At 65.6% G+C, this 6177-nt stretch carries 8 protein-coding genes and 2 pseudogenes; 5 read left to right on the top strand and 5 right to left on the bottom strand.

The genetic code is table 11. The features are described from left to right. Positions 1-112 precede the first annotated feature (112 nt). Together DEU38_RS29925 and DEU38_RS29550 are read left to right on the top strand one after the other, a co-directional pair. Positions 113-202, top strand: a pseudogene (locus tag DEU38_RS29925) (alkylhydroperoxidase); the annotation flags it as partial. A gap of 139 nt (positions 203-341) precedes the next feature. Further along, positions 342-476, top strand: a complete 135-nt coding sequence (locus DEU38_RS29550; protein WP_258558174.1) for a hypothetical protein — start codon at positions 342-344, stop codon at positions 474-476. Here the strand turns inward: DEU38_RS29550 and DEU38_RS26270 are convergent. Next, positions 473-850 (bottom strand): SdpI family protein, encoded by a 378-nt coding sequence (locus DEU38_RS26270; protein WP_114724305.1) that lies wholly within the window; start codon positions 848-850, stop codon positions 473-475. The genes DEU38_RS29550 and DEU38_RS26270 overlap by 4 nt on opposite strands. Before the next feature lie 34 nt (positions 851-884). Beyond that, positions 885-1670 carry an enoyl-CoA hydratase/isomerase family protein gene (locus tag DEU38_RS26275; protein ID WP_114724306.1) on the bottom strand — a complete coding sequence of 262 codons (786 nt, stop codon included), beginning with the start codon at positions 1668-1670 and terminating at the stop codon, positions 885-887. Positions 1671-1828: 158 nt separating this feature from the next. On the opposite strand from DEU38_RS26275, the gene DEU38_RS26280 reads away from it, so the two are divergent. Beyond that, positions 1829-2755 (top strand): SPFH domain-containing protein, encoded by a 927-nt coding sequence (locus tag DEU38_RS26280; protein WP_114724321.1) that lies wholly within the window; start codon positions 1829-1831, stop codon positions 2753-2755. Positions 2756-2766: 11 nt separating this feature from the next. Continuing rightward, positions 2767-2967, top strand: coding sequence for a hypothetical protein (locus DEU38_RS26285; RefSeq protein ID WP_114724307.1), 201 nt, complete (start codon positions 2767-2769; stop codon positions 2965-2967). A gap of 48 nt (positions 2968-3015) precedes the next feature. Here the strand turns inward: DEU38_RS26285 and DEU38_RS26290 are convergent, their stop codons facing one another. The 3 genes from DEU38_RS26290 to DEU38_RS26305 all read right to left on the bottom strand — a co-directional run bounded on the left by DEU38_RS26290 (position 3016) and on the right by DEU38_RS26305 (position 5097). Beyond that, positions 3016-4014: an MBL fold metallo-hydrolase gene (locus DEU38_RS26290; RefSeq protein ID WP_114724308.1), complete on the bottom strand. Its 999-nt coding sequence runs from the start codon at positions 4012-4014 to the stop codon at positions 3016-3018. Positions 4015-4122: 108 nt separating this feature from the next. Next, a complete protein-coding gene (locus DEU38_RS26295) occupies positions 4123-4401 on the bottom strand; it encodes a GNAT family N-acetyltransferase (protein WP_114724309.1) in 279 nt (92 codons plus the stop codon). A gap of 225 nt (positions 4402-4626) precedes the next feature. Then, entirely contained in the window at positions 4627-5097 is a 471-nt protein-coding gene (locus tag DEU38_RS26305; protein WP_114724322.1) for a hypothetical protein, read from the bottom strand. A gap of 185 nt (positions 5098-5282) precedes the next feature. Between DEU38_RS26305 and DEU38_RS29560 the strand changes: the two are divergent. Then, a pseudogene (locus tag DEU38_RS29560) lies at positions 5283-6177 on the top strand (IS3 family transposase); the annotation flags it as partial.

A 6177-nucleotide genomic window follows, 5' to 3' on the forward strand; every position in this document is an offset into this window, starting at 1 on the left:
GCGGGATCTTCTCTCCGAACTGGTCTCCCGTCATGGGCAGGTCGGCGGGATGGTCTCCACGATGGCGCACTCGCCCGCCGTGCTGGGCGGCTATCTGCAGCTCAGCCGGGCTATGAGGCGAACGAAACTGAACCGCAGGATCGGCGAGCGAATCTCGATCGCGGTCCAGGCCCGGCAGGGTTGCGCCGCCTGCCTCGAAGCCCGCATCGCCGCCGCGCACGCCCACGGTGTCGAGACCGACGAGATCGACCATGCCCGCTCGGGCACCTCGGCCGGTCCCGCCATCGCGGCGATGATCGACCTCGGCCTTCGCGTCTACCAGGAACCGACCTCGATCACCGATGAACACGTCGCGGGCCTTCGCGGGGCACGGCTACAGCGACCGCGAGATCGCCGATGTCGTCGGCATCGTCGCCCTCAACCTCCTGACCGGCGCCTTCAATGTCCTCGCGGGAGTGAAGACTACCGACGGCTAGGCCGGTTCGGGTTCGGAGTCCAGCGGGACCTCCCGTGCGGCGCGGATGCCGATCCAGGCGCCGATGAGGGTGAAGCCCAGCAGGCAGCCGGCCCCCACACTGCCGAGCACCGTCAGCCAGGTCTCCGACAGCGGGGCGAGGGCGCCGAATCCGGTGAGGATCGAGCAGTAGCCACCGATCTGCATCGTGCGGCTCCCGGCTCGGTGGGCGGTGGTCCACGCCTCGTCGCTCACCATCGTCGACGGTGTCCGAATGCCGGCGTACGGGTTTCGCTTCAGACGGCCGCTGGCCGCGGCCCGCGACGCCCACACGACCGCGACCCCCGCGATGGTGAAAGTCAGCCACAGCAGCACCCGCAACCCGATCGACTCCATGGGACTCACGCTAGATCATGAGCACGACACACACTCATGCTCCGGCGGGCAACGTGCTGAAGTCGGCCGGTCGGCCCTCCGCGAAGGCGGCCAGCGCCTCCCTGTTCGCGGGCCCGCCCAGCATCTCGCGGAAGCACGCGTTCTCCCGTTCGCGCGCGGCGGCGATCTCGGCGCGCAGCGGCTCGGTCATCGTCCGTTTGACAGCGATCAGGCTCGAGATCGGCTTGGCTGCCAGGGTTTCGGCGTGGGCACGGGCAACGTTCATGAGCTCGTCCGGCGCGCACACCCGCCACACCAGGCCCATCTCCTGGGCTTGGTCCGCGTCGATCCACTCCGAACTCATCAGCACCCATGCCGCGTTCTGCCGGCCGATCAGCTTCGGCATCAGGTAGCTCGACGCGGCCTCCGGTGCCACGCCGAGATCGGTGAACGGGCACTTGAGCCGCGCCTGGCTGGACATGAACGTTAGATCCGCGAACCCGAGGATGGTGGCACCGGCACCCAGCCCGAGTCCGTTCACCGCGCAGATCAGCGGCTTGGGAAAGTTCACGAGTGCGTCGATCAGGCCATTGAAGCCATGCTTGCCGCGCTGGTAGTTCGGATCGGTTGTGAGCGCCTGCATCTCGCGCAGATCGGTACCCGCGCTGAACGCGCGTCCGTTGCCGGTGAGCAGCACCACCGCGACTTCCGGGTCGTCGGCGGCGGCCAGCAGCGCCTCGGTGGTGGCGTCGTACAGCGCCTCGCTGAACGCGTTGAGTGCGTCGGGCCGATCGAGCGTCAGTGTCCGTACGCGGGCGCGGTCGTCGATGAGAATGCTCATGCCAGCACAGTAGAACGTGTTGCAGCTTCAGGGGTGCGTATCCCGTTCAGGAGGACGCAGGGTGCCGCCGATTCACCGTTTGCTTAAAAACTGATATCACTTTAATATCTGTTTTGATGGTGCGCGACGGACTGCGCCACGCTGACGAGAGGGCACCCATGACTGCCGGGACATCCGCAATCGAATCCGTTCCGATCGAGGCCACGGGGGTGGAGGAGCGTCCCGGCTGGTCCGCGAACGGCTGGCCCTTCGCGATCGGCGGGCTGCTGGCGATCGTCGCCGGCGCTGGTCTGATCGCCGCCGGGATCCTGCTCGGGTCGGGGATCAACATTCCGCTCGTCGTCGCCGGGGGAGTGTTCCTCTTCGGCGCGCTCGACGCCCTGGTGGGGCTCGTGCTCGTCGAGCCGGGGCAGGCGCGGGTGCTTCAGCTGCTGCAGGGCTCCTACTCGGGGACGCTGCGGCAGGACGGACTGCGCTGGGTCAACCCGCTGAACACACGCCGGGCCATCTCCACCAGGATTCGCAACCACGACACCGGGAAGGCAAAGGTCAACGACGCGGACGGCAATCCGATCGAGATCTCCGCCGTGATCGTCTGGCAGGTCCGCGACACCGCTCGCGCCATGTTCGACGTCGACGATTTCGAGGAGTTCGTGGCGGTCCAGACCGAGGCCGCAGTGCGGCACATCGCCGGCAGCTACCCCTACGACGGCGGCGGGGAGTCGATCTCTTTGCGGCAGAACGCGGACGAGATCACCTCGAAGCTGTCCGACGAGGTGGGTGAGCGTGTTCGGTCCGCGGGCGTGCAGGTGATCGAGTCGCGCATCAATCAGCTCGCGTACGCCCCGGAGATCGCGCAGGCGATGCTGCGGCGCCAGCAGGCCGGTGCCGTCATTGCGGCGCGCGAGCAGATCGTGCAGGGTGCGGTCGGCATGGTCGCCTCCGCGCTGGACCGGCTCGAGCGCGAGCACACCGTCGAACTCGACGAGGAGCGCAAGGCGGCGATGGTCTCGAATCTGCTGGTGGTGCTCTGTGGCGACCAGGGCGCCCAGCCGGTCGTCAACACCGGAACCCTCTACCAGTAGGCTGCGCCGTCATGGTCGAACGCAAGAAGGTGCTGTTGCGCCTCGACCCGGCCGTGCACGACGCGCTCGCGCGATGGGCCGCCGACGACCTGCGCAGTACCAACGCGCAGATCGAGTTCCTGCTGCGACGTGCGCTGGACGACGCGGGACGGGCGCCCTCGAACGCCGAGAAGATGCGGCGACCGGGACGCCCGCGCAAGGACGACGAGTGATGCGGCGCGGGCCGGGTGGATCTCCACCCGGCCCGCGCCGCATGTAGCTCAGTTCCGGGCGAACCGCGCCGGCTCGGTGTTCGGCACCTGCGAGACCTGCCCGCGCGCCACCAGGTGGCGCAGGTGCGCGGCGGCCTCGGACAGCGCCATCCCCTTGGCCATCGGGTGGAACTTCTCCCACGGCCGGTACCACTTCATCCGCTCGGCCACCTGCCACACGGTGATCTCGTCGGTGCCGAACGCCTCGTACAGGTGGTCGAGGCGTTCCTCGTGGTGATCGATCAACTCACCGGCACGGCCCGCCACATCGACGATCGGAAGACCGTGCGCGCCGAGCCCGCGGGTGACGTCCATCTTCTGCACGCGGCGCAGCGACTCCATGAACTCGGCGAGCGCGTCACGCTCCTCGAGCGGGTACACGAAGTTGCCGATGTGCGGGGTGGTCTTCTGCAGCACGTGGTCGCCGGTGAACATGACGTCGGCATCCTCGAGATAGAAGCACACGTGGCCGGGGGTGTGACCCGGAGTGAACACCGCCCGCAGGTTCCGTCCGCTCAGTCCGATCAGCTCGTCGTCGACCAGGACGCGGTCGGGTGCCGATTCCGGACCCACCGGGGGATCGCCCTGCGCTGCCTTCTCGAACGCCTCCCGGTCGGTCAACGACGCGCCGGCGCGCTCGAGGTTGGACAGCTGGAAGTCCATCCACTCCTCGTTGCGGCCCGACGACATCTTCTCGAACATGTCGTGGTCGGCCTCGTGCATCGCGATCCACGCGCCTGACGCCTCACGCACCCGGCCGCACAGGCCCGTGTGGTCGGGGTGGAAGTGCGTGAGCACGACGCCCTCGACCTCGGACACCGAATGCCCGATCGACTCGAGGCCCGACGTCAATCCCTCCCAGCCCTCGTCGCCGTCCCAGCCGGCGTCGACGAGGATCACCCCGCCCGGCGACTCCATCGCGTAGACGAGGGTGCTGCCCAGCGGATTGTGGGACATGGGAACAGAAATCTGGAAGATGCCATCACCGATGGCAGAAGCACCTGACATTTGCGCAACCTCGTTGGCTAGATGAAGAACCCGCTCTACCTATGCCTTCATAGTTACTCTTCGGGTTTCGGGGCGGCGTGACCGGTCCCACTTAGCGGAAAATGGCGGCTATGCAACCAGGTCTGCGTACTCGGGGTGCGACGCGACGTACTTCTCGACGTACGAGCACGACGGCACGATCTTGAAGCCCTGTTCGCGGGAGGTGTCGAGGGCGGCCTTGACCACCTGGCCGGCCAGGCCCTGGCCGCGGAAGTCCGGGTTGGTGACGGTATGTCCGAAGTCGCGGACGCCGTTCGTCTCGATGTAGTCGGCATAGCCGGCGAGGGCGTCGTCGACGTAGATCTCGAAGCGGTTCTCTCCCGCGTTGTGCTCGATCCTGTTCGCCACGGCCGGGCTCCTTTCGTTTGCTTACGAACGCACGTTACCCGGGTACAGCGCCGGATCGAGGGCGTGTATTCCGTGCCGGTCTGGATCCGGAGCGGTTCCCGGACGACAGCGAGCCGACGACCGCGTTCGGCCGCGGCGCCGTCTACACCCGCACCTGCGCTGGTTCGCGGCTGCGTGCCGAGCCGTACCCGCACGCCGGCGTCCCGTGGGGTGGTGAACACGCGGCTAGCGATTTCCTTGCTGCTTGATCTCTTCAAATCTCGCTCTGAGCAACGGAATGAAGGCAACGGCATCAAAGTCTTGGAAGCGGTCCCTGTACCTCATGAGGACTTGCTCGAGATGGCTCACGATATCGGCGCAAAGCTGTGTCCTCGTCTCCCCTTCCGATAGGTCCTCATACTCGTCTACGACGAGCATCTGATCGACTAGGAGCTTGTCGTCCTTCTTGATATACCGAACAAGCGACCTCAGGTTGCCCTTCTCGACATTGGTCTTGTGATAGAACCGCAGGATCAGGCCGAGCGCAATGTGGCTGAACTGGGCATCAAGGTTCCGCAATTGGGAAGCAATTCGATCCTGCCAGGCGTAGTCATTCAGGCTATTGAGAACGTCGTCCAGGATGTCCTGGTTTGTAGTGGCCTTTTCCGCCGTTTTCCCTCCTTGTGAATCATAAGTGATCTTCAAGAAGATACCCATAATCAAGACGCCCTTCTTCTTCTTCTTCTTCGCGGCCTACTACGAACCGCGCGCAGAAACGCGGTGAACCCTGTCGACCACTCCAGCACCTCTGACTGCGCAGAGAATCAAATACCACAACAGTCGTCACAAACTGAATCGCCCCGGTAAGTCCGGAGACTTCATCTCTTGTGAAGGATGGAGTCATGTCAGGTTCGAGGAAGTACCCAGCCGAGCTGCGTGAGCGGGCGGTGCGAATGGTCGCCGAGGTGCGCGGCGAGTACTCGTCGGAGTGGGCAGCGATCGAGTCGGTCGCCGCCAAGTTGGGCATCGGTTCGGCACAGACCTTGCTGAACTGGGTTCGTCGCGATCAGGTCGACACAGGGAAGCGCCCCGGAGTGACCAGCGACATGGCCGAGGAACTCCGCAAGCTCCGGGCTGAGAATCGAGAACTTAAGCGCGCCAACGATATCCTGAAGTCTGCATCGACTTTCTTCGCGGCGGAGCTCGACCGCCGCAATCGGTGATCGTCGACTACATCGACACACACACAAGCAGGAGTACGGCACCCCGCCGATCTGCCGCGTGCTGACCGCACACGGCTGCAAGATCGCGCCGTCCACCTACTACGATGCCTGCGCCCGCCGGCGGCTGCCGTGCAAGCGGCAGATCCGCGACGAGGAACTCAAGACCGAGATCGCGTGAGTTCACCGCGAGAACTACTCGGTCTACGGCGCCCGCAAGGTGTGGCTGCAATGCCACCGGGAAGGCATCGAAGTGGCTCGCTGCACGGTCGAACGCCTGATGGGCGGCCTCGCACTCGAGGGCGCCCGCCGCGGCAAGACCAAACGCACCACCATCGCTGATCCACAAGCGAGGCGGCCGGACGATCTGGTGCAACGTCAGTTCTGCCCGGAAGCGCCAAATGTGTTGTGGGTAGCGGACTTCACGTACGTGTCGACATGGTCCGGGTGGGTGTATGTGGCGTTCGTGATCGATGCGTACGCCGCCGAATCGTCGGGTGGCGCACCGCGACCACCATGACCTCGCAGCTGGTGCTCGACGCGATCGAACACGCGATCTGGACCCGGCATCGCGAGG

Source organism: Rhodococcus sp. AG1013 (genome assembly GCF_003350365.1).
Taxonomy (GTDB): domain Bacteria; phylum Actinomycetota; class Actinomycetes; order Mycobacteriales; family Mycobacteriaceae; genus Prescottella.